This is a genomic window from Ornithinibacillus contaminans (assembly GCF_001038425.2).
In the GTDB taxonomy this organism is placed as follows: domain Bacteria; phylum Bacillota; class Bacilli; order Bacillales; family Amphibacillaceae; genus Ornithinibacillus; species Ornithinibacillus contaminans.
On sequence record NZ_LDPV02000021.1, the window covers coordinates 1 to 25,832 of the forward strand.

27 protein-coding genes and 1 other annotated feature are annotated in these 25,832 nt (G+C 37.4%); of the genes, 17 read left to right on the top strand and 10 right to left on the bottom strand.

The features are described from left to right. Window positions 1–204: 204 nt before the first annotated feature. Both JF53_RS04705 and JF53_RS04710 read right to left on the bottom strand, forming a co-directional pair. Window positions 205–864, bottom strand: a complete 660-nt coding sequence (locus tag JF53_RS04705) for an RsfA family transcriptional regulator (RefSeq protein ID WP_047981405.1) — start codon at window positions 862–864, stop codon at window positions 205–207. Between the two features lie 159 nt (window positions 865–1,023). Then, complete coding sequence (locus tag JF53_RS04710; protein WP_047981406.1) at window positions 1,024–2,307, bottom strand: replication-associated recombination protein A; 1,284 nt, start codon at window positions 2,305–2,307, stop codon at window positions 1,024–1,026. 172 nt (window positions 2,308–2,479) lie between these two features. Between JF53_RS04710 and cymR the strand changes: the two genes are divergently transcribed. The 17 genes from cymR to mtnN all read left to right on the top strand — a co-directional run bounded on the left by cymR (window position 2,480) and on the right by mtnN (window position 18,542). Continuing rightward, window positions 2,480–2,899 carry a cysteine metabolism transcriptional regulator CymR gene (gene cymR / locus JF53_RS04715; protein WP_047981407.1) on the top strand — a complete coding sequence of 140 codons (420 nt, stop codon included), beginning with the start codon at window positions 2,480–2,482 and terminating at the stop codon, window positions 2,897–2,899. A 29-nt stretch (window positions 2,900–2,928) separates the two neighbouring features. After that, on the top strand, window positions 2,929–4,071 hold the full coding sequence (locus JF53_RS04720; RefSeq protein ID WP_047981482.1) for a cysteine desulfurase family protein: 1,143 nt from the start codon (window positions 2,929–2,931) through the stop codon (window positions 4,069–4,071). A gap of 10 nt (window positions 4,072–4,081) precedes the next feature. Continuing rightward, a complete protein-coding gene (mnmA, locus tag JF53_RS04725) occupies window positions 4,082–5,194 on the top strand; it encodes a tRNA 2-thiouridine(34) synthase MnmA (protein ID WP_047981408.1) in 1,113 nt (370 codons plus the stop codon). Window positions 5,195–5,263: 69 nt separating this feature from the next. Next, the gene (locus JF53_RS04730; RefSeq protein ID WP_047981409.1) at window positions 5,264–5,929 is read left to right on the top strand and encodes a tetratricopeptide repeat protein; all 666 of its coding nucleotides are present in this window, start codon (window positions 5,264–5,266) and stop codon (window positions 5,927–5,929) included. Between the two features lie 22 nt (window positions 5,930–5,951). Continuing rightward, the gene (gene recD2, locus JF53_RS04735) at window positions 5,952–8,276 is read left to right on the top strand and encodes an SF1B family DNA helicase RecD2 (RefSeq protein WP_047981410.1); all 2,325 of its coding nucleotides are present in this window, start codon (window positions 5,952–5,954) and stop codon (window positions 8,274–8,276) included. A gap of 74 nt (window positions 8,277–8,350) precedes the next feature. After that, on the top strand, window positions 8,351–8,539 hold the full coding sequence (locus JF53_RS04740; protein WP_047981483.1) for a hypothetical protein: 189 nt from the start codon (window positions 8,351–8,353) through the stop codon (window positions 8,537–8,539). Between the two features lie 45 nt (window positions 8,540–8,584). Continuing rightward, the gene (locus JF53_RS04745) at window positions 8,585–9,652 is read left to right on the top strand and encodes an AI-2E family transporter (protein WP_047981411.1); all 1,068 of its coding nucleotides are present in this window, start codon (window positions 8,585–8,587) and stop codon (window positions 9,650–9,652) included. A 40-nt stretch (window positions 9,653–9,692) separates the two neighbouring features. Beyond that, window positions 9,693–9,898 (top strand) — a binding site (T-box leader). Window positions 9,899–9,959: 61 nt separating this feature from the next. After that, complete coding sequence (gene alaS / locus JF53_RS04750) at window positions 9,960–12,599, top strand: alanine--tRNA ligase (protein ID WP_047981412.1); 2,640 nt, start codon at window positions 9,960–9,962, stop codon at window positions 12,597–12,599. Between the two features lie 110 nt (window positions 12,600–12,709). After that, window positions 12,710–12,979, top strand: a complete 270-nt coding sequence (locus tag JF53_RS04755) for an IreB family regulatory phosphoprotein (RefSeq protein ID WP_047981413.1) — start codon at window positions 12,710–12,712, stop codon at window positions 12,977–12,979. After that, a complete protein-coding gene (gene ruvX, locus JF53_RS04760; protein WP_047981414.1) occupies window positions 12,980–13,393 on the top strand; it encodes a Holliday junction resolvase RuvX in 414 nt (137 codons plus the stop codon). It begins immediately after the preceding gene. A 19-nt stretch (window positions 13,394–13,412) separates the two neighbouring features. Then, entirely contained in the window at window positions 13,413–13,697 is a 285-nt protein-coding gene (locus JF53_RS04765) for a DUF1292 domain-containing protein (protein ID WP_047981415.1), read from the top strand. A 160-nt stretch (window positions 13,698–13,857) separates the two neighbouring features. Beyond that, window positions 13,858–14,973, top strand: a complete 1,116-nt coding sequence (mltG, locus tag JF53_RS04770) for an endolytic transglycosylase MltG (protein ID WP_047981416.1) — start codon at window positions 13,858–13,860, stop codon at window positions 14,971–14,973. 97 nt (window positions 14,974–15,070) lie between these two features. Next, window positions 15,071–15,712: an O-methyltransferase gene (locus JF53_RS04775; RefSeq protein ID WP_330218277.1), complete on the top strand. Its 642-nt coding sequence runs from the start codon at window positions 15,071–15,073 to the stop codon at window positions 15,710–15,712. A 15-nt stretch (window positions 15,713–15,727) separates the two neighbouring features. Continuing rightward, window positions 15,728–16,366: a uridine kinase gene (gene udk / locus JF53_RS04780; RefSeq protein ID WP_201777895.1), complete on the top strand. Its 639-nt coding sequence runs from the start codon at window positions 15,728–15,730 to the stop codon at window positions 16,364–16,366. Window positions 16,367–16,499: 133 nt separating this feature from the next. Continuing rightward, window positions 16,500–16,976, top strand: coding sequence for a transcription elongation factor GreA (gene greA, locus JF53_RS04785; RefSeq protein WP_047981419.1), 477 nt, complete (start codon window positions 16,500–16,502; stop codon window positions 16,974–16,976). A 159-nt stretch (window positions 16,977–17,135) separates the two neighbouring features. Continuing rightward, window positions 17,136–17,825 (top strand): YrrS family protein, encoded by a 690-nt coding sequence (locus JF53_RS04790; protein WP_047981420.1) that lies wholly within the window; start codon window positions 17,136–17,138, stop codon window positions 17,823–17,825. A gap of 24 nt (window positions 17,826–17,849) precedes the next feature. Continuing rightward, window positions 17,850–18,542 carry a 5'-methylthioadenosine/S-adenosylhomocysteine nucleosidase gene (gene mtnN / locus JF53_RS04795; protein ID WP_047981421.1) on the top strand — a complete coding sequence of 231 codons (693 nt, stop codon included), beginning with the start codon at window positions 17,850–17,852 and terminating at the stop codon, window positions 18,540–18,542. 175 nt (window positions 18,543–18,717) lie between these two features. On the opposite strand, the gene sigK is transcribed toward mtnN, so the two are convergent. The 8 genes from sigK to sda form a co-directional block, all read right to left on the bottom strand. After that, entirely contained in the window at window positions 18,718–19,422 is a 705-nt protein-coding gene (gene sigK, locus JF53_RS04800; RefSeq protein ID WP_047981422.1) for an RNA polymerase sporulation sigma factor SigK, read from the bottom strand. A gap of 136 nt (window positions 19,423–19,558) precedes the next feature. Continuing rightward, entirely contained in the window at window positions 19,559–19,930 is a 372-nt protein-coding gene (gene mnhG / locus JF53_RS04805; RefSeq protein WP_047981423.1) for a monovalent cation/H(+) antiporter subunit G, read from the bottom strand. Next, window positions 19,911–20,222 (bottom strand): Na(+)/H(+) antiporter subunit F1, encoded by a 312-nt coding sequence (locus tag JF53_RS04810; RefSeq protein WP_047981424.1) that lies wholly within the window; start codon window positions 20,220–20,222, stop codon window positions 19,911–19,913. Before JF53_RS04810 ends, mnhG begins: the two co-directional genes overlap by 20 nt. Beyond that, entirely contained in the window at window positions 20,219–20,698 is a 480-nt protein-coding gene (locus JF53_RS04815; protein ID WP_047981425.1) for a Na+/H+ antiporter subunit E, read from the bottom strand. Before JF53_RS04815 ends, JF53_RS04810 begins: the two co-directional genes overlap by 4 nt. Before the next feature lie 6 nt (window positions 20,699–20,704). After that, on the bottom strand, window positions 20,705–22,186 hold the full coding sequence (locus JF53_RS04820; RefSeq protein WP_047981426.1) for a Na+/H+ antiporter subunit D: 1,482 nt from the start codon (window positions 22,184–22,186) through the stop codon (window positions 20,705–20,707). Continuing rightward, on the bottom strand, window positions 22,179–22,517 hold the full coding sequence (locus JF53_RS04825) for a Na(+)/H(+) antiporter subunit C (protein ID WP_047981427.1): 339 nt from the start codon (window positions 22,515–22,517) through the stop codon (window positions 22,179–22,181). The genes JF53_RS04820 and JF53_RS04825 overlap by 8 nt, the downstream gene beginning before the upstream one ends. Further along, the gene (locus JF53_RS04830; RefSeq protein WP_047981428.1) at window positions 22,517–24,850 is read right to left on the bottom strand and encodes a Na+/H+ antiporter subunit A; all 2,334 of its coding nucleotides are present in this window, start codon (window positions 24,848–24,850) and stop codon (window positions 22,517–22,519) included. The genes JF53_RS04825 and JF53_RS04830 overlap by 1 nt, the downstream gene beginning before the upstream one ends. Window positions 24,851–25,302: 452 nt before the next feature. Further along, a complete protein-coding gene (sda, locus tag JF53_RS04835; RefSeq protein ID WP_047981429.1) occupies window positions 25,303–25,443 on the bottom strand; it encodes a sporulation histidine kinase inhibitor Sda in 141 nt (46 codons plus the stop codon). Between the last annotated feature and the right edge of the window lie 389 nt (window positions 25,444–25,832).

The window sequence follows — 25,832 nt, forward strand, 5'->3', positions numbered from 1 at the left end:
AATTATGGCTGAAAAATGGGTAGAAGTGTCTAATAGGAGGCTTCATAGGGACAATTATGGTTAAAAAATGGGTAGAAGTGTCTTATAGGGGGCTTCTCAAGGACATTACTGCGTGCAAAATAAGCAATAGTGTCTCAGAGAAATAAGTAACTGGAAACATCAAATAAGTCGAAACTCCTTCCATGATAAAGGAGTTTCGACTTATTAATTGGAACCTTGGGCAATTTGCTCGAGGTTACCGTTTTTATCCATACGAAATGCTGGCGCTTTAAAGGATCCTTGATCTTCTAACACTGTCATTTTTCTTGCGCGATCCATTATTTGAACAAACACTTTATAGTCTTCCTGAATGGTAGCTAGTTCTTTTTCTGTTTGCGCTAGCTGATTTTCTAGTTTAGTAATCTGTTCTTTTAGCATAATATTCTCGCGTTGTGCTTGATCAAGTGAAGCCTTTGATTGATTGGAAGCATAATAGTCTTTTTTTAGCTGACTTAGAAACTGAATAACTGTTTCTAATGTAATCGTTGATTCTGCTGGACTATTTACTTCTGTTACTGGTTCTGTATCGGTTTGATAGTTTTGCTGAAAGTTAACAACAGCTGGTCTCGTGCTCTTCTTCGCTTTCTCAATTGCACGTTTCTTTTCTTTCCGCTGTCTCTTTGCAAGGTCGATCGCATTAATGTATTTTTTTCTAATTTCGGCGTTCCATCGAAAGCCACACGCTGCAGATGTACGATTTAACTGATCGCCAACCTCTTCAAATGCGTTTAATTGTGTACTGCCTTCGCGAATATGACGTAATACAGTTTCTGCTAGTAATAAATCATCTTCATGTGACCAAGCATCTTGTCTCACTTTAGTCATATTGTATTTCATCTCCTTTTCCAATAACTACCTGAATAAAACAATAGATTTAACTAGTGAATAAATAGCTTAAAAGTCAATTCATTTAATTGAGAGTTTTCTAATGATGACTTTTAAATCATTGTTAGTTTTTAGTAGTTTGGACGGGAGCGAGAATTTTTATACCTGATTCTTTTTCTCTTTCTTTATTTTTTCATACACTTGTTTCATAGCTTGTTCGAATTTACCGGTTTCTTTTGGATAATAATATTGTTTGTTTTTCAGAGTATCTGGCAAATATTGCTGATTAACCCATCCATTTGCGAAATTATGTGGGTATTGGTAGCCGACACCTCTGCCCAGTGCACTCGCGCCTTGGTAATGGGAATCCTTTAAGTGACTAGGGATTTCACCACTTTTACCACTTCGTATATCAGCTAATGCCGCATCAAGTGCGCTATAGGCAGTATTTGATTTTGGTGATAGACACAGTTCTACAATCGCAACTGCTAAAGGAATTCTAGCTTCTGGAAATCCAATCCGTTCAGCTGCTTCGACAGCAGCAACAGCACGTGGTCCTGCTTGTGGATTTGCTAGACCTATATCTTCATAGGCGATTACAATCATTCTTCTAGCAATGGAATCCAAATCACCAGCCTCAATTAATCTACCTAAATAGTGTAGTGCTGCATCAACATCACTGCCGCGAATGGATTTTTGAAATGCTGATAATACATCATAATGTGCATCACCATCTCTATCATGGGAAAAGCTTTTTCGCTGCATACATTCCTCTGCAACTTCTAAATCTATGATGATTTCATTGTTCTTATTTTTAGGAGTCGATGCAACTGCAAGCTCTAATCCATTTAAAGCGGATCGCATATCACCACCAGAAAATCCTGCAAAATGTTCAAGCGCATCGTCATTTACAATTATATTGGATTGACCATAGCCATTTTGCTTGTCGTCAAGCGCTCTTAATAGTGCTTTTTTTACATCATCAGGGGTTAGGGCATGTAATTCGAATAGATGACAGCGACTACGGATTGCTGGATTAATAGCGTGGTATGGATTGCTCGTTGTACAACCAATTAACGTTATAAGATTACTTTCGAGATGGGGAAGGAGAAAATCTTGTTTCGCTTTATCAAGACGGTGAACCTCATCTAAAATTAACACCATATGACCAGACATTTTCGCTTCTTCCACGACGATTTCCATATCCTTCTTTTTATCGATGACGGCATTTAGCATCCGAACTTGTAATTGTAAGCTTTTGGCAAGAGCCGTTGCCATGGATGTTTTACCAGTTCCAGGTGGTCCATACAAAATCATGGATGCCAATTGCTCCGCTTGAATCATCCGGTAGAGAATTTTACCTTCTCCTACTAGATGCTCTTGCCCAATTATTTCGTTTATATGAGACGGTCTCATTCGATAGGCGAGTGGTTTTTGTTTCATTTTAATCGTCCTTTGTATAAAATAATAGTTTGATAATCTAAGCGTAAGCTTGATTGAAATAAAATGCAAGCTATGAAAATGGTACTATAATGCCATCTAGTTTCAAGTTAGAGGCGATAATGGTATAGTTATACTAGAAAAAACGTTAAGTGCGAAACAAAGGAGTATTTTTATGAAGGTATCTACAAAAGGCCGTTATGGCTTAACGATAATGATTGAACTAGCCAGGAAATATGGTGAGGGGCCGACACCATTAAAAGCAATTGCGAAGGATAATGATTTATCTGAGCATTATTTAGAGCAGCTTGCCGCACCATTGCGGAATGCGGGATTAATTAAAAGTGTTCGCGGGGCGTATGGTGGTTATATGTTACCACGCGAACCGAAGGAAATAAGTGCTGGTGATATTATCCGTGTCTTGGAAGGTCCTATTGCGTTAGTAGAAGGAATCGAGGATGAAGAACCTGCAAAACAAGCGCTTTGGAGACGAGTGACCGAAGCAGTAAAAGAGGTTTTTGATACAACAACATTAGAAGACTTAGTGAATCATGATAAGGATACACAGCAAGACGGATATATGTTTTACATTTAATGATGTAGTATGTAGAAAGGACGATCATGTTGGAACATATTTATTTAGACCATGCCGCAACAACACCAATGGATAAACAAGTCATCGAAGCAATGGTTCCGATATATGAAGAAGTATTTGGTAATCCATCAAGTGTTCATGCTTTTGGAAGAAAATCTCGTCAGCTATTAGATGAAGCAAGACGTGTGTTAGCCGGAAGTATCCAGGCGAATGAAAAGGAAATAATTTTCACAAGTGGTGGTACGGAAGCCGATAATCTCGCATTAATTGGAATTGCTAAAGCGAATAAACATAAAGGAAATCATATTATTACAACCATTCAGGAACATCATGCAACCCTCCATACTGCTGAATTTTTGGAAAAGGAAGGCTTTGAGGTTACGTATCTTCCCGTTTATGAAGATGGCAGGGTATCTGTTGAAGACTTGAAAAAGGCTTTAACAGACAAGACGATTCTAGTTTCCGTTATGTATGTTAATAATGAGACAGGTATTATCCAGCCTATTTCAGAAATTGGAGAAGTACTCAAAAATCATCAATCCTATTTCCATACGGATGCAGTGCAGGCCTATGGATTAATCGATCTGGATGTAAATAAATTAGGTGTTGACCTTTTATCTGTTTCTGCACATAAGATTAATGGACCAAAGGGAATTGGGTTTCTGTATGTGAAGGAAGGGACGAATCTTGCTGCGTTACAATTTGGCGGGGAGCAAGAGCGTAAACGCCGTCCTGGTACGGAAAATATTGTTGGTGCAGTGGGCTTTAAAACTGCTGTTGAGGTTATGCTAAACGAGAGAGAAAATCGGTACGTAACATATGGAGCATATAAACAGCAGTTTTTAAAGGCATTAACCGAAGAGGAAGTTAATTTCAACATAAATGGAGAAATAGATTATACAGTTCCTTCCATTGTTAATATTAGTTTTCCCGGAGCGAATGTGGAAAAACTACTTGCGAATTTTGACTTGGATGGTGTCGCTGCCTCAAGTGGTAGTGCTTGTACCGCTGGATCTGTGGAGCCATCGCATGTATTATCGGCGATTTATGGTGAGAATAATCCATGTACAACGAATTCGATTCGATTTAGTTTCGGTGCTGCTAATACTACGGAAAATGTGTTAGAAGCAGCACATCGAGTAGCGAAAATTGTAAAGCGTTTAGTAAAGTAAGGTGGTTATGATGAAAAATAATAAAGATATACGAGTAGTTGTTGGGATGAGTGGTGGAGTAGATTCCTCCGTTGCAGCATTACTGTTAAAAGAACAAGGCTATGATGTAGTTGGTATTTTCATGAAAAACTGGGATGATACCGATGAATTTGGTGTATGTACGGCAACAGAGGATTTTGATGATGTTGTACGAGTATGCAACCAACTGGATATTCCGTATTACTCAGTGAATTTTGAAAAACAGTATTGGGATAAGGTGTTTACGTATTTCTTAGATGAATACAAGGCTGGAAGAACACCTAATCCAGATGTTATGTGTAATAAAGAAATTAAATTTAAGGCATTTATGGATTATGCTGTTGATTTAGGTGCGGACTATTTGGCTACCGGCCATTATGCACAAATACGTGAAACAGATGGGAAATTCGAAATGCTTCGTGGTGTTGATTCCAACAAAGACCAAACCTATTTTTTAAATCAATTGTCGAGTGATACTTTAAAGAAGGTGATGTTTCCATTAGGACATTTACCAAAATCGAAGGTGCGTGAAATCGCCAAAGAACATGGTCTGGCAACTGCGACGAAGAAAGATAGTACAGGAATTTGTTTTATAGGGGAGCGTAACTTCAAAGAATTTTTGAGTGAGTACTTACCAGCTCAACCAGGTGAGATGCAAACCTTATCTGGAGAAGTGAAGGGTAAACATGATGGTTTAATGTACTATACGCTTGGGCAACGACAAGGACTACGTATTGGTGGAGCAGGTGATCCTTGGTTTGTCGTAGGAAAAAACTTACAAGCCAATATTCTGTATGTCGAACAAGGATTTAGTAATGACAGCTTGTATTCTGATGAGTTAATTGCGACTGATTTAAATTGGATTAATCCAGCAGATATTACCGAAACATTTACTTGTACGGCAAAATTCCGATACCGTCAAGATGATAGTGGGGTTACCGTGCATGTGTTAGCGGACGGGAATGTTAACGTTGTATTTGATGATCCTCAACGTGCAATAACACCAGGGCAAGCGGTTGTATTTTATGATGGTGATGTTTGTCTAGGTGGAGGAACGATTGATAAAGTGATTAAGCAAAACAATGTTTTAGATTATGTCGGGTAATTACAGCAGGATCACGTTTGCAAGTTATTCGTGGTCCTTTTGTTTTATCATGTGATAAGGAGATAGGATATGAATAAAATAGCCACTGCAGTAAATTTGATGAAGGAACAAAAATACGAAGAAGCAGCCAATTTGTTTCATAGCTATATTGAAGAAAATCCAAAAGATCCCTTGGGGTTCGTTAATTTTGGGAATTTATTACTACATATGAATGATTTGGACCATGCTAAAAATTTCTTTGAAAAGGCAATTTCACTCGATGAGAAGGCAGCTACGGCCTATTATGGATTAGGAAATGTATACTATGAGCAAGAGAATTTTGTTTTAGCCCATAAGAACTTTCTAGAAGCAATTAAGCATGGTCTTGAGGAAGCGGATGTATATTTCATGCTCGGGATGGCTCATCAAAATCAACAACAATTTAAACTGGCTCTACCTTATTTACTCCGTGCAAAGGAATTAAGCCCTGATGATCACGAGATTTTATTTCAATATGGACTTGCATTGGCACAAAGTGAACTTCTTTCGGAAGCAAAGGAAGTATTTGAAACTGTTCTATCAATCGACAAGCAGCATAGTGATGCATGGTATAATTTAGGTGTAGTCGCATTATTACAAGATGATGCAACACAAGCAATAGCACATTTTAATCATGCGTTACACTATGAACCGAATCATGTATTAGCAGCTAATGGAAAGCAAGTTGCGGAACAAAGTTTGACTGATACGAAATGATCCTGATGGAGAGGTAGTTTACATGGAAAACCAGCAAAACATGGACCGAGAAGAATATATAAAGGGTGAGCTTTTATATACTATCTTTCATAATGATATCGAGCACTTTTCCATTGCGAAAGTTAAAATACTCGAAACGAATCTCCAATACGATGAAAAGGAAATCGTTATAAAGGGGTATTTTTCAAGTCTTTTAGAAGGAACGGTCTATACGTTCTTTGGCCAGATGGAGAAACATCCAAAATTTGGAACGCAATACAATGTGCAGTCTTATCAAACCTTCGTGCCAGAAACCAAAGACGGTCTGATTTCCTATCTATCTAGTGACATGTTTTATGGGATTGGGAAGAAAACGGCTAAAAAGGTAGTAGAGCATTTAGGAGAAATGGCAGTATCAAAAATTCTGAATGATCCTTCTGTCCTGACACAGGTGCCAGGGTTAAAAAAGGAATTAGCCAAAACAATTACAGAGACACTGCAACAAAACCAAGGGTTTGAGCATGTAGTTGTTTATTTGGCAAACTATAATATTGGACTTAAAATGGCCCAAAAAATATACGAACACTATAAGGATGACGCCATTGCTATATTAGAAGAGGATCCATATCGTTTTGTATTTGATATTGATGGGTTTGGGTTTCAAACAGCTGATGATATAGCACGGAAAAACGGCCTATCCTTGTCAAGTCCAAATCGTATTGGGGCTGCTTGTATTTATATCATGCAAAAACGAGTTCAGGAGGGTCATGTTTATATCCCATTAACCAACTGTCTCCAAGAAGTAGGGGGATTGCTTAGTCAACCAGAGCTTATTCTAAGCGACGAGCAGATTACGACCAACCTGGAAGAACTTAATAAACAAAAAAAGCTTATCTTGCATAATGGGAATGTGTATTTACCCTCTCTATACTATGCAGAGGATGGATTTGCTTCAAATATTAAACGATTAATCTCAGATCCTGTCGAGGAAAATACAACCTTAGCGGATTTAATGAAAATAATTGGAAGTATTGAAGAAGAAGAGATTTTAAGCTATGGGAAGAAACAGTTCACTGCGATTGAGCAAGCATTAAAATCGAAGTTGATGATTCTAACCGGTGGACCTGGAACGGGTAAGACGACTGTCATTAAAGGAATTATTAAAGCATATGCGGCAATCTATAAAAAATCGATTGACCCGAGTGATTATGAATATCAGGCAGACTTTCCATTTATTCTTACAGCACCTACTGGAAGGGCTGCCAAACGATTAACTGAATCAACAGGTCTTCCAGCATTAACTATTCATCGATTATTAGGGTGGAATGGTAGTGAAGGGTTTGAAAAGGATGAGCACGAGCAATTAAGTGGGAAGTTTTTAATCATTGATGAATTTTCAATGGTGGATATTTGGCTCGCAAATCAATTATTCAAAGCAATTCCAACCGATATGCAGGTGCTAATTGTTGGAGACGAGGACCAGCTCCCGTCTGTTGGACCTGGACAAGTGCTAACAGACCTACTAGAAAATGATACCATTCAAAAGGTGAGCTTACATGAGGTATATCGCCAAAAAGAAGGTTCTAAAATAATTCAGCTAGCACACGCCATAAAAAATGGAACGTGTACGACAGATGTGCTTACAAATGATAAGGATTTTTCCTTTATAAATTGTCGAGAGCATCATGTGGTTGATGTTATTACGCAAGTGTTTCAAAAGGCAATGGACAAAGGGTTAGACGTTCGGGATATTCAAGTACTTGCACCAATGTATCGATCACAGGCGGGTATTACCCAACTAAACAAAGCATTACAAACGCTCATCAATCCTAAAAGTAATAAGAAAAGGGAAGTAAAGGCTAATGATGTCGTATTTCGAGTTGGTGATAAAGTTATTCAGCTGGTCAATCAACCGGAGGATAATGTATTTAATGGGGATATCGGCGAAGTGGTTGCCATCTTTGAGGAGGATGAAAACGTAGAGCATGTCGAGCAATTAGTTGTCCTATTTGATGATCGGGAAGTGGTCTATGAACGAAAAGATTATATTAACCTCATGCATGCCTATTGTATTTCGATCCATAAATCACAAGGTAGTGAATTCCCAATTGTCATTCTGCCTGTTGTGTCGACGTACCATCGCATGCTCCGTAAAAACCTTTTGTATACAGCCATTACAAGAGGAAAACAGTCTTTAATTATTTGCGGGGAAAAACAAGCATTTTTTCAAGGAATACAAACACTAGATACTAATAAGCGCTATACGTCCTTAAAGGAACAATTAGATCAACGACTAACCGGGATACCAGCTGCAGCAGTGGAAGCGGCAGAGGATGAACAAGAGATTTCGCCATATGATTTTATGTAGGTAGGTATAAATTACCGAAAACGGGAAAGCATAACATGTACTTACGAAATTTTTTCAGGAGAGATTATATGTTCATGCGATGCCCTAATTGTAGTAGTAAAGATATCGGGAAAATTGGCTCACAACAGTTTTATTGCTGGAACTGTTTTGTAGAAATGTCGGTTACGGGTAATGAGTTAACCGTGCACCAGGTAGAAGCGGATGGTAGCCTGAGCTCGCTTAATGATTTATTTACAGAAGAAGAGAGAAAGCTAGAATGGTAATCCTTTAGTATCGAACACGAAAATTCATACTAAGGGGTGTACCAAATGTTTTCCCAAAAGAAGCTTATCAATTTTTTGTATTGGATTATTCTGGGGATATTTGTATGTTTATTTATATTTTTGCTGGTGAAATTGTTTCCTTATTATAAAGCGTTTTTTTCTTTCTTATTGAGCCTACTAGCTCCATTTTTAATTGCGTGTTTTATCGCCTACTTATTATATCCAATCGTACAAAAAATCCATCTCTATAACATCCCAAGAAGTATTGCAATACTATTGATTTATTTCTTGTTTTTTGGGGGAGTGGGCTACTTAGTTTATCGCGTGTATCCTGCAGTTGTCCATCAGTTGAGAGACTTAGACGAGTACTTACCGCAATTAGTGGAAATGTATCAATCTTTAGTTTACCAACTCTACGAATCCACCTCATTTTTACCAGAAACGGTACATGATAAAATTAGTGAAACCATTCAATCAATCGAAATGAGTTTAGATGGTATTATTGGTAATTTAATTGGCGGCGTCACTAAAATTTTTGACATGGTGATTTTGATAACGATAATCCCTGTTCTAGTCTTTTATTTTCTGAAAGATTATGACAAAATCAGAAGGTATATTTCTAGGTATATTCCTAGTAAATATCGAAATAATGCTAGTAACCTTGTCCACGCGGTTGATGAAGGACTTGGTAACTATATCCGTGGGCAGCTACTGGTGTGTTTGTTTATCGTGATTACTAGCTATGTGATTTTTCAATTACTTGGATTAAAATACGCATTACTGTTGGCATTGTTTATGGGATTAATGAATATTATCCCGTATTTTGGACCGATAATTGGTGCGATTCCAGCCGTGTTAATTGCCTTAACGATTTCGGGCAAGATGGTCGCGTATGTGTTAATTGGTGTATTTGTCATCCAACTTATTGAGAGTAATTTGTTATCCCCATATATTGTTGGTAGAAGTACGAGAATTCATCCAGTTGCTATTATTTTTGTGTTGTTATTCGGTAGCAAGCTTGGGGGAATCGTTGGGATGATCTTTGCTGTACCATTGTTAACCATTTTAAATGTTGTAATTAAGCATGCTATCCAGATAGTGCGAGCGGATTGACTTTTACAAAAAAGTTAACTATAATATCGCTAGAATAGTATTTATCGCAATGAAGGTTCTAAGTACATGGAGCTCGATTTTTAAGAGAGGGATTTCCTAGGCTGTGAGAAATTCTAAATTTGAACCATGGAAAGCTAAACCAGAGTACGGTTAATCCCCGTCGGTTTCATACCGTTACCATGATCAAGTGATGGACAATGTCTTGTTCATAATTAGGGTGGTACCGCGATTTATCTCGTCCCTGCAGTGTTGCAGAGAGGAGATTTTTTTATTGCGTTTTTATCGTGAATAAAAGGAGGATATTTCAATGAAAAATTTAACATCAGCACAAATAAGACAACTGTTTTTAGATTTCTTTCAAGAGAAAGGCCATAAGGTAGAGCCAAGTGCATCACTTGTGCCGCAGGACGATCCGACATTACTTTGGATAAATAGTGGTGTAGCAACCTTAAAGAAATATTTTGATGGTCGAGTAATTCCGGATAATCCAAGAATTGTAAATGCCCAAAAGTCAATTCGGACAAATGATATTGAAAATGTTGGGTATACCGCAAGACACCATACTTTCTTTGAAATGCTTGGAAACTTCTCTATTGGCGATTATTTTAAAAAAGAGGCTATCCAGTGGGCATGGGAGTTTTTAACAGATGATAAGTGGCTAGGATTGGATCCAGAGAAATTATCAGTTACCGTTCACCCAGAGGACGATGAAGCTTATGATATGTGGATGAATGATATTAAGCTCCCTAAAGAACGTATTATTCGTTTGGAGGAGAACTTCTGGGATATTGGTGAAGGTCCAAGTGGTCCAAATACAGAAATTTTCTATGATCGTGGCGAAAAATATGGAAATGATCCGGATGATCCGGAGTTGTATCCTGGTGGTGAAAACGATCGTTATTTAGAGGTATGGAACCTTGTGTTTTCTCAATTTAACCATAATCCAGATGATACGTACACACCACTACCGAAGAAAAACATTGATACTGGGATGGGGTTAGAACGTATTGTATCGGTTATCCAAGACGTACCTACCAATTTTGAAACAGACCTTTTCATGCCAATTATTAAGAAAACCGAAGAATTAGCAACGGTCAGCTATGGGAAAGATAAGGCTAGTGATACTGCATTTAAGGTAATAGCAGATCATATTCGAACCGTTAGCTTTGCAATTAGTGATGGTGCATTACCCTCAAATGATGGCCGTGGCTATGTGCTAAGAAGATTAATTCGTCGTGCTGTTCGTTTCGCAAAAGAAATTGGCATTGAAAAGCCGTTTATGTATGGATTAGTCGAAACAGTTGGATCAATTATGAAGGATTTCTATCCAACAGTACTAAAACAACATGATTTTATCCAGAATATTATCAAGGTCGAAGAAGAGCGATTCCATGAAACATTACATGAAGGATTGGAAATACTAACAGAAATCATGGAAAAAGAAAAAGAGAAAAAATCAACTGTATTTCCAGGGAAAGAAGTATTCCGTTTGTATGATACGTACGGTTTCCCGAAAGAGCTGACTGCGGAATATGTTGAGGAACAAGGCTTTACCGTAGATGAAGTCGGGTTTGAAGAGGAAATGGAGAAGCAACGTGAACGTGCTAGAAATGCTCGTCAAAAAGTCGACTCCATGCAAGTTCAAGATGAGATATTAGGACAAATCGCAGTTGAAAGTGCGTTTGTTGGGTATGACAAAGTCGCAACAACAACAGAGATTGCTGCAATAATAAAAGGAAATGAAGCTGTTGAAACTGCGATGTCTGGCGATGAAGTTCTTATTTTCTTACGAGAAACCCCATTCTACGCAGAAAGTGGTGGACAGGTTGCGGATCGCGGTCAGCTTATAACTGGTGCAGCATTAGCGACTGTAAACGATGTGAAAAAATCACCAAAAGGTCAAAACATCCATCATGTTACCGTAGAGAAAGGCAAGCTACAAGTAGGTGAGACCGTTCAAGCTGCTGTACAAGTAGAATTGCGTAATGCAATCATCAAAAATCATACAGCAACACACTTATTACATCAGGCATTAAAGGATGTTATCGGAAGTCATGTTAACCAAGCTGGTTCGTTAGTTGCCCCGCAACGTTTACGATTTGATTTTTCACATTTTAATGCTGTTACAACAGAAGAGTTAGACAAAATCGAACAGCTTGTAAATGAAAAAATTTGGGAATCGTTACCTGTAGATATTAGCCTAAAGAATCTTGCTGAGGCAAAAGAAATGGGGGCAATGGCGCTATTTGGTGAAAAGTATGGCGATGTTGTACGTGTCGTAAAAATCGGGGACTATAGTCTCGAGCTATGTGGAGGATGTCATGTGCTGAACACATCAGAAATTGGCTTATTCAAGATTGTTTCTGAAAGTGGAATTGGAGCAGGTACGAGAAGAATAGAAGCAGTGACGAGCGAACATGCATATCGATTCTTATCCAATAAAGTAGCCTTATTACAAGCTACTGCTCAACTAGTCAAGGCAAATGAAGAAAGAGTTCCTGGGCGCGTAGAAGCGTTATACCAAGACATCAAAACATTGCAACGTGAGAATGAATCATTACATGCAAAATTGTCAACAATTGAAGCATCATCTCTTGTTGATCAAGTGGAAGAAGTGGATGGTGTAACGGTACTTGCACAGCAGGTTAATGTGAATGATATGAATCAATTGCGAACAATGGTAGATGATTTGAAGCAAAAATTGGGTTCTGCTTTTATCGTATTGGCTGCTGTTCATGATGGTAAGGTTCAACTAGCAGCAGGAGTTTCAAAGGATCTTATTGATAGAGGTCTACATGCAGGGAATCTTATTAAGCAAGCTGCACAGATTTGTGGCGGCGGTGGCGGAGGACGCCCAGATATGGCCCAAGCTGGAGGTAAGGATGCAAGTAAAGTGGCACAGGCATTAAGCTATACGAAAGAGTATGTACGGGAAACAATCCAGTAACGTATAGACTCTTCTGATTAGCCCTGAATTCTAGCAAATAAAAAGTTATATTAAATCTTTTAAACATGTTAGAATAGAATCAGAGGTAATAAGTGGAATGAGGTGTCGTGATGAGTTCAATCGATAAAACAATGAAATTCAACTTTTCGGAGGAGCCCTTTGATCGAGATATCAAAGAAATTCTAATGACTGTGCATGAAGCACTACAAGAAAAAGGGTACAATCCTATTAACCAAATCGTTGGGTATTTATTATCTGGTGATCCTGCCTATATCCCAAGGTATAAGGACGCAAGGAATTTAATTCGTAAAATTGAACGTGATGAAGTGATAGAAGAGCTTGTAAAATACTATCTAGAGAAACAATATAAGGCGAGATAAATGAAGATAATCGGATTAGATGTTGGGTCAAAAACCATAGGAGTTGCCGTTAGTGATGCATTAGGATGGACAGCACAAGGGTTAACGACAATTCATTGGAACGAAGAAACAATCACTTCTGCGGATCAAGAATTGAAGCAGATTATAGAAGAACATGAGATTGAAAAGGCTGTTGTTGGATTACCGAAGAATATGAATGGTACAATTGGCGAACGTGGTGAAGCATCGATGCGTTTTGCAGCACATTTGGAGACTGCTTTCCACCTTCCAACCATTCTATGGGATGAAAGACTAACAACAATGGCAGCAGAGCGAGTGTTACTAGAAGCTGATGTTAGTAGGAAGAAACGGAAAAAGGTAATCGATAAGATGGCGGCAATGATGATTTTACAAGGCTACCTCGATCAAAAATGAAAAGGAGAATGATTTAATCATGGCAATAGAAGAAAAAGAGCGCATTATCATTCCAGATGAAAACGGTGAAGAACATTTATTTGAAGTTTTATTTACATTTGATGTAGATGAAACAGGTAATTCCTACATTGCAGTAGTACCTGCAGAACAAAAGGACGACGAAGAGGTTGAGGTTTATGCGTTTCGTTACGAAGAAAAGGAAGACGATGACCTTTCCTTGTTTGCAATCGAATCGGATGATGAGTGGGAAATTGTTGAAGAAATGTTAAATACGTTGGCAGAAGAAGAGGAATTGCAAGATTAATGCCAATTAGTTACTAATAGGGAAGTAGGTGTCGATATCGGATACCTACTTTTTTCTTGCCTTAAGAATGGCTTTGTGAGGATTAGTAAAGTATTTTAGAAACTCCTAGCGTATCTTGTCATTTTTTAGTATAATATACCGGATGAGAGGGGTATGATGAATGTCCAAGAGAAAAGATACGGGTAATTTTAGAGATAATTTAATTGCTAGAGGAGAAGAAGCTCGGACCGTTCGTAAGGTCGTGGCAATTGTTATTATTTCTATTATTACTATCCTTGTCATTGGAGGAATTTCTGGTTACATTTATGTGAAATCTGCATTAGAACCAGTCGATCCATCAAATGAAAAAGGAATAGAAATTGAAATCCCTTTAGGTTCATCGACATCTGGTATTGCTGAAGTGCTTGAAGAAAATGATATTATTAAAAACTCCATGATATTTCGGTTTTACATAAAGTTCAAGAATGAATCAGGGTTTCAGGCAGGAAATTACACTTTTACACAATCAATGACCTTTGATGAAATAATTGAATCCTTAAAGAGTGGAACGATTATTAAAGAGCCTGTATATCGCGTTACAATTCCAGAAGGGTTAACAATGGAAGAAATTGCTGCTATTTATGCAAGCAAATTACCAATTACTGAAGAGGAATTTTTGGATAAAGTTGATGATTTAGAGTATATCAATCAATTGATTGCGGCTTACCCAATTTTAACAGAGGATATTCTAAATCCAGAATTACGTCATCCGCTTGAAGGCTATCTATTCGCTGCAACCTATGATTTTTATGAAGAGGATCCGCCAGTAGAGACCATTATTGAAAATATGCTGGACAAGTCCCAATCTGTTATTGGACCATATTTAAATCTAATCACAGAAAGAGAATTATCTATTCATGAGGCAATGACATTCGCTTCAGTTGTGGAAAAAGAAGCTGTCACACAGGACCAGCGCAAGAAAATTTCAGGTATATTTTATAATCGTATAGAAGCTGGAATGCGATTGCAAACTGACCCAACAGTACTGTATGCAATAGGCGGTCATAAGGAAAAAGTGTTGCTATCTGATACGGAGGTAGAATCACCATTTAATACGTATTATATCGATGGGCTACCAATTGGACCGATATCGAATTTCTCTGAAGCAGCACTAGAAGCAGCAATTAATCCAGAGGAATCAGAGTACTATTATTTCCTACACGACGGACAAGGCAATATCTACTATTCAACAACGTTAGAAGAACATAATGCTTATAAAGCAGAATATATTCAGTAAGGAAAACGGAAGTGTGGCAATACGTCACATTTCCCGTTTTTTTGCATAAAATTAGGTAAATTATGTATCCTATTAGGATAAGTACAAATGAGGGTTAATGATGGAAGAACAAGCTACCAACTATTTAATCAACCACTTACCGGAATCCAAAGAATGGGTAAAGGAATTGGAAAAACAAGCAACATTAGATAAGATTCCAATAATGGATCCGATTGGAATTAATTTTCTCATGCAACTAATTCGCTTGAATAAACCGAAGCGTATCCTTGAGATTGGTGCTGCTATTGGGTATTCGGCGTTACGAATGAATGAAGCTTATCCAGATGCGGAAATTGTAACAATCGAACGAGATGACGTTAGATATGAGCAAGCAGTTGAGAATATTTCCAAACAAAACAAACAAGATAGCATTCGAGTAATTCACGGTGATGCTCTGGATGAATTAACAACATTGCAAGCGAACCACGAAACGTTTAATTGCGTATTTATTGATGCAGCAAAAGGTCAGTATAAACGCTTTTTTGAATTGAGCGTACCGTTACTTGCGAATAATGGATTTATTATTTCAGATAATGTATTATTTAGAGGTTATGTTATGGAAGAAAATTTTGAGCACCCGCGTTATAAGAAAATGGTGGAAAAGATAAAGGCATATAATGAATGGCTGGCAAACCATCCAAGCTTTATAACAACAATATTACCGATTGGTGATGGGGTTGCAATTAGCTATCGAAAATAGGGAAGGAGTCTCATCATGCAAGACAAACCAGTAGTTATAGGAGTTGCAGGAGGTAGTGGAAGTGGTAAAACCTCTGTAACAAGATCTATTTGCCAGCGATTTACCGATAAAACCATATTAGTCATCGAACAGGATTATTATTATAAGGATCAAAGTCATTTACCTTTTGAGGAAAGATTAAAGACAAATTATGATCATCCACTTGCTTTTGATAATGATTTGTTAATTGAGCATATTCATGCCCTTTTAAATCAAGAATCCATTGAGAAGCCTGTATATGATTATAAAATACATACACGCTCAAATGATGTAATCACGGTTGAACCAAAGGACGTTATCATTCTGGAAGGTATTTTAATTTTAGAAGATCCACGATTAGTTGATTTAATGGATATAAAAGTATTTGTCGATACGGATGCAGATCTTCGTATCATAAGACGATTATTCCGAGATATTAAGGAGCGCGGAAGAACATTGGATTCAGTTATTGACCAATACTTAACTGCCGTCCGCCCAATGCATCTTCAGTTTGTTGAGCCAACGAAGCGTTATGCTGATATCATCATCCCTGAAGGTGGTCAAAATCACGTAGCAATCGATATAATGGCAACGAAAATTGAACAGATTTTGTCTAAAAATAAAGAAAAGAGTTAGAACAAAAGTATTGAAAATTAAAATAAAATCTGCCATAGTTATGGTTAGCATACTTTTTAAGTTACGTGTGTTAGACACATGCAACGCTTTCATAAGTATTCGTAGCAGTAGATAGAAAAAGGAGTGTTTTTTTATGGCTGTAGAGAAAAGTTATTATATGACACAAGAGGGGAAAGAAAAATTAGAACAAGAACTGCTATTCTTAAAAACGGAAAGAAGGCAAGAAGTAGTAGAACGAATCAAAATCGCTCGTGATTTTGGTGACCTATCTGAGAACTCTGAGTATGATGCAGCTAAAGACGAACAAGCATTTGTAGAATCACGTATTTCACAAGTTGAAAAAATGATCCGTAATGCGGTCATCATTGAAAATGATAATCAAAATCCAAATGTCGTGTCCTTAGGGAAATCGGTAACTTTCCAGGAACTACCAGACGGTGACGAAGAAACATACACCATTGTTGGAAGCGCAGAAGCAGATCCATTCGAAGGTAAAATTTCTAATGATTCACCGATGGCAAAAAGTTTACTAGGTCACGAAATTGGTGAAGAAGTAGCAGTGGTTACCCCTGGTGGAGAAATCCAAGTAAAAATTATTTCTGTTAAATAGAGTAAAACAAGCGGAGTGAATAGCTCCGCTTTTGCTTATATTTCGCTAGTAGACAAGCCTTTATCGTAGTAACTGTAATGATATAGTAATGATTGTAATATAGTTACTTGCATAGAAATTATGGTAAGCTAATAAAGTATACATAGGGAGGGTGATAGAGTGTACGATTTTGATCGGAATTCTCGTGTAAACAAATTCGAAAAACGACGTAAAAATACTAAATTAATATCCGTATTAATGATTGCTGCTAGCCTACTTGTGATTCTATTAATCGGATTTTGGATTTTTGGTCCGGATGATGAACCTGTGGATTCTACTGAGCTCGCTAATACGGATGTTACAGAAACAGAAGATGACCAGGAGCAAGAGGGGAATGTAGAGGAAGAAGATTCCTCTTTAGAAGATGAATCAGAAGAGGATAGTTCTCTAACAAATGATAGCGAGGAAAGTGATTCATCTGAAAGTAATGAAGAAACAATGAATGAGAATATAGAAACAGAACAAACTGAGCCAATCGCAGATGACGAAAATGTAATTGATGCGTATACTGCAAATTGGCAACCAATTGGTACGGAGCAAACGGGACCACATACGACTACCTTTGATGATGGCTCAACAGATAGAGTAGAGATGGAAAGCGCAATACGGCTTGCTGCTGGTCTGGCTGAGGGCGATATGATTACTTGGTGGCTTCAAAACGGAGGCGATCAAAAAGTTATTGGTACGGTTTCTAACCGTTCTGAGACACAAACCTATCGTGTCTATCTAAGCTGGATGGACAACCAAGGATGGCAACCAACTTTAGTAGAAGTGTTAAAAGAAAATGACCAAAAATGGCGGTTTGAATAGTACGTTCTAGGAGGAAAAAACATCATGACAATCGGAATAATTGGTGCAATGGATGAAGAGATTGCAATCCTGCAAAATAAGATAACAGAGAAGGAAGAAATAACGATAGCTGGTTGCTTATTTATCAATGGAAATCTCGATGGAAAACAAGTGGTATTGTTAAAATCGGGAATTGGAAAAGTAAATGCTGCCATGGCGACATCGATTCTTATGGAACGTTATGCACCAAATCTTGTGATTAACACTGGGTCTGCGGGAGGATTTTCTAGCAAGCTTGAGGTTGGTGATATCGTTGTATCATCTGAAGTAGTGCATCACGATGTCGATGTGACAGCTTTTGATTATCAATATGGACAAGTTCCCGGAATGCCTCCAACCTTTAAAGCAGACGCTACACTTATTAATGAGGCAATTGCAGCGATAAATGAACTTGATGTCAATGGAGAAGTTGGGTTAATTGCAACGGGTGATTCTTTTATGGAAGATCCCCAACGCGTACAAGCAGTGCGTGAAAAATTCTCTGATATGATTGCTTGTGAAATGGAAGCAGCGGCTGTTGCGCAGGTATGCCATAACTACCATTGTCCATTTGTCGTTATTCGTGCGTTATCGGATATAGCAGGAAAAGAATCTTCCATTTCATTCGATTCGTTTTTAGAAAGAGCAAGTCAAAATGCTTCCGCTATCGTAATGACGATGGTAGGAGCGTTAGCATAATGTATTTGTAAGCAATAGAGGCTGTGACAAGCCTGCTGACCGTAAATAACCATAACCAGAAGTGTAACGCTTCGTGGTGTAGAATCTTATTCAGATTTTACACCAATAGGCATTCTGGCAATCAGTTATTTACGTTAGTTCAGGGTCACAGCCTCTATATTTTTTATGTGTTTTGTTAACTTTTGCGCTCATTCCGGTAATACTCATGAAAAACCTTCATTAGAGCCCGTTTTTCGATTCGAGATACATAGCTTCTAGAGATATTTAACTTCTTTGCGATTTCGCGTTGGGTCATTTCTTTTTTATTGTTTAATCCATATCGGTAGGTAATGACCTCTTTTTCGCGTTTATCTAGAATGGCAAAATAATCCTGCATTTTCTCGATTTCCATATTCAATTGAATATATTCGATAACATTTTCATTTTCTGCCTCTAAAATGTCAATAAGACTAATCTCGTTTCCTTCTTTGTCTTGCCCAATTGGATCATGCAACGATACATCTTTTTTTACTTTTTTCAATGCTCGTAAATGCATCAGTATTTCGTTTTCAATACAGCGAGCAGCATATGTTGCAAGCTTCGTACCTTTTCCAACAGAGAAGCTTTCAATTCCTTTAATCAATCCAATCGTCCCAATTGAGATTAAATCCTCCATATCTTCTCCGGTATTTTCGAATTTTTTTACGATATGGGCAACCAACCGTAAATTATGTTCGATAAGCTTATTTCGTGCTTCCTCACTTCCGTTTTGCATTTCCTGAATATATTTAGCCTCTTCCTCAGAGGAGAGGGGTTGTGGAAAGGCATGATTTTTTACATAAGAAACAAAGAATAGGGCTTCTTTTATTAGTAATGCAAGGACACTCATAATTCCGGACAAACACATACACCTCCTGACCAGGCTGGGCTATAGCCTATATAATCAAACTATGTCGGTACGGCGTGTTTTGTGTCTGTCCATGAAAACATATACGAGTTGTAAAATATAAAAAAATCGTCATGTTGCATGACGATTTTTATGCCTTATTCTGTTTTTGCATTGCCTCTTCATAAGCATCTGTACGATTCTTAGTTAATGGTTTAATACCACTATTGTGAGCGGCTCTACCAATCATATGGGCAGAAACAGGAGCTGTGATTAAAATGAAAAGTATACCAATTAACAGCTTTCCACTCACAATTCCTTCCTTAGCATATAAATAGATGAATGCGCCGATTAACACACTTGCGACACCAACGGTAGATGCTTTTGTTGCTGCGTGAAGTCTTGTATAAATATCTGGAAACCGTATGATACCAATGGAAGCAGATAAGGTTACAAAGGCACCTATTAATAGGAGCACAATAATAAGTATATTAATGATGATGTCAATCCATATCTCGGTCAATTATAACACCCTTTTCTACGTATTTTGCAGTAGCAAGTGTACCTAAGAATCCGAGGATCCCGATCAACAAAATGATATCGTTTAAATATGGTGTGGACAAATGGATCGCAATCACTCCAGTAAGCGCCATTAAATTAATTCCAATCGTATCAAGTCCGACCGCACGATCTGGGTTAGTCGGTCCTTTTATGACACGGTAAAATAACAGAACTAAGGATATCGCAATTGCTATCGAGCAAATGGTAATGGTAACCTCTAAGATGGAATCTGTTAGTTCTAGTAGTTCTGTCACGATCTTGTCACCTCCAAGATAGCCTTCTCGAAGCTCTCCTTAATTTCACGTACGGACTCATCAACCTCATCAATATCCATCGCATGAACGTATAATGTTGCATTGTCATCTGATAGAGCAACCGATAACGTCCCTGGTGTCAATGTAATGAGATGGGTTAACAAGGTTATTTCCCAATTGCTTTTCACTTCAAGTGGAATCGCAAAGATACCTGGCTCAATCTCTGGTTTTGGGGTATAAATTAATTTAAGTATACTTAAATTTGATAGAATCAATTCTTTTAAAAACAGTAGGATAAGCTTAGCGATTTTAAATACACGTATCCCATAAAATCTTCCTGGAATAAATCGATTAAGGAGAAGAACTAATAGAATACCCCAGATATAGCCAGCAATAAAACTGGCTAATGTATAGGATTCACTAAGGAACATCCACATAATCGCAATAATTAAGTTTATGAGTATTTGAAAGGGCATAGTCGTTTACTCCTTTAACACAGAATCTATATAAAGTTGTGGATCTAATAAATATTCGGCTACACCATCAATAGCAGGGTATATCCATTCTGCACCAATACCAAGAAAGACAGCGACTGCTAATAAGCCAATAATTGGGATGATCATTCCAGCAGATGCTTTTTTCGTGGTGCTTAACGACTCATCCTTTTCGCCCCAGAAGCCGCGGATAAATATTTTCATAACCGAGTAAAGAATTAATAGACTCGCTAATAGTGCAATTATGGCGATGATAATTTCATCTGCTGAAAATGCACCTTTAAGTAATAACAGCTTGCCGATAAAACCACTAAATGGTGGGATACCTGCAAGAATTAACGCAGATAGAAACAGCAGCCAACCAAGGACAGGATGATCATGTAGTAGACCTTTCATTTTCTTTAAGTCAGATGTACCCGCAACATAAGCGATGACTCCAACAAGAAGGAAAAGAGCTGATTTAATAATCATATCCTGTATCAAATAGTAAATGGAACCACTAAGTGCATCTTGGTTAAAAATACCGATTCCCATAATGATAAATCCAATGGCAGGTATAATATTGTAGGCAATAATTAGTTTAATATTGTTCGTTGACAATGCTCCAATGACACCAAATAACATCGTTAACCCAGCAATCCAAATAAAGACATCATGTGTATAGTCCATTCGATGAATAAAGATAAGTGAAAATACCCGTAAGATAGAGTAAATACCAACCTTTGTTAACAGGGCACCGAATAAAGCCGATACAACCGGATTAGGAACAATATATGATTTCGGTAACCAATAATACAGCGGAAATAATGCTGCTTTCGTTCCAAAAACAAAGAAGAATAATATTCCAATCGTCGTTAGAATTCCATCCTGTTCTACTTCAGCCACTCGTTCAGCAATTTGCGCCATATTAACAGTTCCAACAACTCCGTACAATAACGCAACAGTCGTAACAAAGAGTACGGATGAGAACAGATTAATAAGGACATATTTTACCGACTCACGAAGCTGGACTTTATCGCCACCTAATACGATTAAAGCATAGGAAGCCATTAATAATACCTCGAAAAATACAAATAAGTTGAATAAATCACCGGTCAAGAAGGCACCAGATACACCTGTAATCAATAGGAAAAAAAAGGTGTAAAAATAATGGTTTTCTTGTCTGAGACTTAACGATTGCGGTGCGTAAAAGGCAGCAGCGGCTGCGATGATATTGGTTGTTAGTAATAGCAAGACAGATAGCTCATCAGCAACCAATATAATGCCGTATGGTGCTTTCCAATCACCAGTTTCCAAGATGATAGTTCCATCGATAAATACGGAATAAGTGATATAGGCAGAAACAAGTAAACTTATGATCGAAAATAGCTTCGTTAACAGTCTTGTAACAGCCACGTTAGAATTAGTAAACGCAACGATAATACCTGATAGCATCGGGATGATAATCGGTAAGATTGCTAAATTACTCATTTGTTTCACCCCTCATTTCTTCCATGTTATCCGTATTATTTTCTTTAGCTGTTCGGTAGCTTAATACAAGCAGTAAGCTCGTAATCCCAAAGCTAATAACGATAGACGTTAAAATTAATGCTTGTGGTAGGGGATCTGTATATGTTGTTACCGCATCATCTAAAATGGGAGGATTACCTCTTTTTAGCTTACCCATCGTTAAAATAACTAAATGAGCACCATGTGATAGAAGGACTGTCCCGATAATAATACGTAATAATTGTTTTTGTAATAAATTGTAGATAGCTGTTGCAAACAATATGCCAGCTAGGATAAGAATGATAATTTCCATTACTCTGCCTCCTTGTTCTTTCTGACTTTAATGAGGCCATAAATAGCTAAGGCTGCAATACCTAGTACTGTAATTTCAAATAAAGTATCAAGTCCACGCATATCAACTAAAATGACATTGACAATATTATGTCCGCCACCAAGTTTATAGGAAGTTTCTACAAAGTAATCGGATATCGTAGCAAACCAATTTGAGCTATGAGCAGCGATTCCAACCATCGTAATAAGTGTACCGATACCGACCGCAAGAATAGTATTTAAGGTCGTTGTCTTTGCAGTATCTTTTATTTTACGTAGTTCTGGTAGGTGGTAGTAGGCAAGCAAGAATAGTGCCATCGAGATTGTTTCGACGACTAGTTGTGTTAATGCTAAATCCGGTGCGCGGAAAATAACGAACAAGATAGAGATACCAAAGCCTACAATCCCAGTAATAATGATTAAAGCTAGCTTATTATGAACAAAAATGGTAGCAATGGCTGCCAGTACCATAATAAATACTACAGCTAAGTCAATTAAGTTAATGTCTGCTAAATTATCTGTTTTTAGCACAAATCCGTCTGTTGCATACATGACGAAAAATGTTGCGAGCAGAATAACAGCTAGAATAATGGACATATATAGCTTCAGCGAGCCGGTCATATAGGAATTGGTTACGCTAGTACTATAAGTATCAAGTTTTTCTATTCCTTTATCATAAACCTTATTAAAACTAAATTTACCCGGAAGAACGTGATAGATGTTGCTCCATTTTTTGCGGGTTAGGAATAGAATGAGCCCAATAATCACAACAATTAAGGACATATACAAGGCTGGTACAAAACCATGCCAAAAATGAACATGTTCTAATTCCACTGCTTGATTAACCGCTTGAGCGGCATGTGTTAATAATGACCCATTCAACAAATTCGGGAATAGTCCGATTACTATAACGCCTAATACAAGTACGATCGGTGATAGTAACATACCGATTGGCGCTTCATGTGGTTTTTTCGGCAGTAATTCCAGTTTTTTCGGTCCGGTAAATACCCCGAAAAAGAGGTACATCGAGTAGACAAAGGTAAATATACTAGCGAATACTGCTAAGTAAGGAATTGCCTCGGAAAGAAAACTTATGAAGGAACCGCCTGATTGTTCCAAATCAAGTGTTGCATCGAAAAATAATTCCTTACTATAAAATCCATTTAGAAATGGTAATGGCACACCTGCCATTGAGAATGTACCGAAAAGCGCAAGCGTCGCTGAAATTGGCATCAATGTCAGTAAACCACCAAGTTTCCGGATATCTCGCGTGCCAGTTTCATGGTCGATAATCCCAGCAATCATAAACAAGCTACCTTTAAATGTCGCATGATTAAGAATATGGAATACCGCCGCAAATATAGCAGCTTCTGTCCCAAATCCGAGCATGGCCATGATCATACCTAGTTGACTTACCGTTGAAAAAGCTAGGATACCTTTTAAATCTGTTTGACGAACCGCCATATAAGAAGCCCATATCATCGTCACAATCCCAACGATGCTCACGATTATAAAGAACCATTCATACGTCGAGAAAATAGGTGAAAAACGTGCAATTAGATAGATCCCGGCCTTTACCATTGTCGCCGAGTGTAAGTAGGCACTTACTGGAGTTGGTGCTTCCATTGCATCAGGTAACCAAATATGGAATGGAAATTGCGCTGACTTTGTAAATGCACCTAATAAAATTAGTACTAGAATCAGTGGTAAGTAATTGCTAGTTAAAATCGTATCAACTTGTTCAATCATCATACGGATACTGGTTGTTTCAGTGATAATTGAGAGTAAAATAAGACCACCTAGCATACTGAGTCCGCCAAAAATGGTAATGAGCATTGATTTTTGGGCACCATAGCGGGAACGTTCCCGGTGGTTCCAAAAACCAATTAGTAAGAAGGAAGATATGGAGGTTAACTCCCAAAAGGTATAAAGCAGGTATACATTATCAGACAATACTACCCCTAGCATTGCTGTCATGAACATTAGTAAATAAACATAAAAATGTCCCAATTTCTCAGAAACATGTAAATAATAAATGGAATAGAAGACTACCAATGTACCAATACCGCTGATTAGTAACACAAACAGTAGACTAAGACCATCAAGATAGAAATCAAAATTAATACCTAGTGATGGTATCCAATTATAAGTTTGCTGTAATGGAGTGAAGTCATCACCAATAAAGCGAATGAAATATAGAAAAATTGCTAGTGGGATAAAGACAACAAATATCCCTGTATGAATCTTGTGTTTCGCTTTACTCAAAAATGGTACAATGATAGCAAATAGTAGTGGTAGAAATACCGCGAAAATCATTGACGTAAAAACCTCCTATAAAATAAGACTAGCCATATCTGATGAACTATTTGTTCCATCAATAGTTCGTGTTTATCACCTTAAGACATTTCCGATAATGATATTTGTAATCGGTTAAAAGGAAAGACTCCCTTACCTAGCATTTGTAATTCGTGAAATTAAATGCTGATGGGCTATTCCAACTATGTAATGTAATAAACGAAGTTAAATAACTCATTGGAACGGAGAGCTATTGGGGTATATGAAACATATCATGCTGAACTTCCTTCTTCTGGATGAGCATATATACTTATTTTATATAAAAATAGGGAAGTAATAAAGTAATAGCTCTAAGAAAGCTTACCATATTTTTAAATTGTAAAAAATAAAAACTCTTATCATTCACAATAATGACAAGAGTTGTTATCAATACTTCCTATTTATAAGTTTTTTAAATGGAGTGTCGAAATCTGTTAACTTGTATATTTTATTTTGTTACTTAAACCTCGGCGATAAATTTCATCTTTAATAAGTGAAACAAAATCAGGGCTTAATTTTAATTCATTTGCTTTAAAATAAGATTCAATTAACAATTCATCTGACAAATGTTCCATAAACGTAGCCCTCCTAAACGGTATCGAATGTACGGTTATCACAAATTTAAGATAGCTATAACGTAACACGAAATATTCGGTAGAACAAGGTGTGCGTTATCTACAGCCACCTGTAGATAACTTGTGAATAACCAATAAAATTATGCTGTAACCCTTGTTTTAATGCTGTTGATAATGTGAATAAAGTTATCCACAATGCAAGATATGAAGGAATTTGTCGAACGATTTTTGCATTTTTAAAGCGAAAATTACATATTTCTACCTTCTACAGCATATCTATGGTATTTTTGAATATGCATGGAATTTTTCTATTACTAGTATAGTTACCGAAAATAGTATGGATTAAACGTGAAATGGGTTAGTATAAAAATCAAAGTATTCCTATAAGA

What these genes read in the sequence shown, in the direction of transcription:
- JF53_RS04705 (WP_047981405.1), bottom strand. Translation starts at nt 864, where the DNA reads ATGACTAAAGTGAGACAAGATGCTTGGTCACATGAAGATGATTTATTA.
- JF53_RS04710 (WP_047981406.1), bottom strand. Translation starts at nt 2,307, where the DNA reads ATGAAACAAAAACCACTCGCCTATCGAATGAGACCGTCTCATATAAAC.
- cymR (WP_047981407.1), top strand. Translation starts at nt 2,480, where the DNA reads ATGAAGGTATCTACAAAAGGCCGTTATGGCTTAACGATAATGATTGAA.
- mnmA (WP_047981408.1), top strand. Translation starts at nt 4,082, where the DNA reads ATGAAAAATAATAAAGATATACGAGTAGTTGTTGGGATGAGTGGTGGA.
- JF53_RS04730 (WP_047981409.1), top strand. Translation starts at nt 5,264, where the DNA reads ATGAATAAAATAGCCACTGCAGTAAATTTGATGAAGGAACAAAAATAC.
- recD2 (WP_047981410.1), top strand. Translation starts at nt 5,952, where the DNA reads ATGGAAAACCAGCAAAACATGGACCGAGAAGAATATATAAAGGGTGAG.
- JF53_RS04740 (WP_047981483.1), top strand. Translation starts at nt 8,351, where the DNA reads ATGCGATGCCCTAATTGTAGTAGTAAAGATATCGGGAAAATTGGCTCA.
- JF53_RS04745 (WP_047981411.1), top strand. Translation starts at nt 8,585, where the DNA reads ATGTTTTCCCAAAAGAAGCTTATCAATTTTTTGTATTGGATTATTCTG.
- alaS (WP_047981412.1), top strand. Translation starts at nt 9,960, where the DNA reads ATGAAAAATTTAACATCAGCACAAATAAGACAACTGTTTTTAGATTTC.
- JF53_RS04755 (WP_047981413.1), top strand. Translation starts at nt 12,710, where the DNA reads ATGAGTTCAATCGATAAAACAATGAAATTCAACTTTTCGGAGGAGCCC.
- ruvX (WP_047981414.1), top strand. Translation starts at nt 12,980, where the DNA reads ATGAAGATAATCGGATTAGATGTTGGGTCAAAAACCATAGGAGTTGCC.
- JF53_RS04765 (WP_047981415.1), top strand. Translation starts at nt 13,413, where the DNA reads ATGGCAATAGAAGAAAAAGAGCGCATTATCATTCCAGATGAAAACGGT.
- mltG (WP_047981416.1), top strand. Translation starts at nt 13,858, where the DNA reads ATGTCCAAGAGAAAAGATACGGGTAATTTTAGAGATAATTTAATTGCT.
- JF53_RS04775 (WP_330218277.1), top strand. Translation starts at nt 15,071, where the DNA reads ATGATGGAAGAACAAGCTACCAACTATTTAATCAACCACTTACCGGAA.
- udk (WP_201777895.1), top strand. Translation starts at nt 15,728, where the DNA reads ATGCAAGACAAACCAGTAGTTATAGGAGTTGCAGGAGGTAGTGGAAGT.
- greA (WP_047981419.1), top strand. Translation starts at nt 16,500, where the DNA reads ATGGCTGTAGAGAAAAGTTATTATATGACACAAGAGGGGAAAGAAAAA.
- mtnN (WP_047981421.1), top strand. Translation starts at nt 17,850, where the DNA reads ATGACAATCGGAATAATTGGTGCAATGGATGAAGAGATTGCAATCCTG.
- JF53_RS04815 (WP_047981425.1), bottom strand. Translation starts at nt 20,698, where the DNA reads ATGCCCTTTCAAATACTCATAAACTTAATTATTGCGATTATGTGGATG.
- JF53_RS04820 (WP_047981426.1), bottom strand. Translation starts at nt 22,186, where the DNA reads ATGAGTAATTTAGCAATCTTACCGATTATCATCCCGATGCTATCAGGT.
- JF53_RS04825 (WP_047981427.1), bottom strand. Translation starts at nt 22,517, where the DNA reads ATGGAAATTATCATTCTTATCCTAGCTGGCATATTGTTTGCAACAGCT.
- JF53_RS04830 (WP_047981428.1), bottom strand. Translation starts at nt 24,850, where the DNA reads ATGATTTTCGCGGTATTTCTACCACTACTATTTGCTATCATTGTACCA.
- sda (WP_047981429.1), bottom strand. Translation starts at nt 25,443, where the DNA reads ATGGAACATTTGTCAGATGAATTGTTAATTGAATCTTATTTTAAAGCA.